The following is a 1053-nucleotide window of genomic DNA, read 5'->3' as shown; positions in this document are numbered from 1 at the left end:
TATCCTTTACGACTACATGGTCAAGTGCATGCAGGAGTTAGCGAAAGCGGAACCTGATATCGATGCACTCCTGCCTTGGAACTTCAAACACTAACAATATCGCCCCGTGGGTTCATGGGGCGGATACTGTTTTGTTAGATAACTCCTGTATTCAGGAAGAACAATAGCTATACCTGTTTCTATCACTTGTCTAGCCATCATGCGCACAGAAACAAAAAAAGAAAAATCACATTCTTTATCAGTTCCTTCAACCTTGCGGCTCGCATGAGCAAAGTGCCATTGCTTTTCTTCACCTTGTCTCGCAATCAGTGGTGTATGGCAAGAAGGGCATATACAGCCGCAATTTTTCCCTCGCACAACATCTGCGACATCAACGAATGTCTGATCTTGAGTTCTTAAGCCGAAAGGCACATGTTGAAGCATCATCAAAACGTGAATAACTCTTAATTTAGCGACAGTATGTACTGATTTTAGGCAAAAATGCTTTATAAATATGTTAGATAGGTTATGAATTGTGCCTTTGTTTTCGTATTGTCTTTTGTACAATCGATGATTAACTGCATGAAAATGATGTAATTGTCGGGGCTAGATATGGATGAGCTTGAGCTAATTGAGCAAAAGATTCATGAGCTGAAAAAGGAGCTGGCTCAACTTGAACAGCAGAAGCAGCGTCTATTGACGCAGGAAGCGATTAACAAGAAGCCTGTATGTGAAATGTCACCTCAACAAAAACTGTCTATCTATCAGAGTTATTTTAAAGGCAATACTCAATGCTATGCGCATAGGTGGCAGAATCAACAAGGTAGAAGTGGTTATGCGATCGCTTGCGAAAACGAGTGGCATCAAGATCTATGTGGCAAACCTAAAATAAAGTGTTTGGAGTGCCCCAATCAAGCATTCAAGCCGTTAGATGATGCCGCTATGTACTGAGGGATCCCCTCATAATTTCCCCAAAGCATAACCATGTTTGAATAGATTTTGAGCAAGCAGGGTTGCAGCCACGAGTAAGTCTTCCCTTGTTATTGTGTAGTCAGAATGCCGCAAAACTTCCAT

General features: G+C 41.6%; 2 protein-coding genes. One reads left to right on the top strand and one right to left on the bottom strand.

The features are described 5' to 3' along the window. Positions 1-90: 90 nt before the first annotated feature. Complete coding sequence (locus UF06_RS23840) at positions 91-546, bottom strand: competence protein CoiA family protein (protein ID WP_242401994.1); 456 nt, start codon at positions 544-546, stop codon at positions 91-93. A gap of 45 nt (positions 547-591) precedes the next feature. On the opposite strand from UF06_RS23840, the gene UF06_RS06490 reads away from it, so the two are divergent. Continuing rightward, positions 592-930 (top strand): hypothetical protein, encoded by a 339-nt coding sequence (locus UF06_RS06490; RefSeq protein WP_045569718.1) that lies wholly within the window; start codon positions 592-594, stop codon positions 928-930. Positions 931-1053: the final 123 nt, after the last annotated feature.

Origin of the sequence: Vibrio sp. S234-5 (assembly GCF_000960595.1) — a bacterium.
In the GTDB taxonomy this organism is placed as follows: domain Bacteria; phylum Pseudomonadota; class Gammaproteobacteria; order Enterobacterales; family Vibrionaceae; genus Vibrio.
This window is presented reverse-complemented; position numbering and strand designations above follow the sequence as displayed.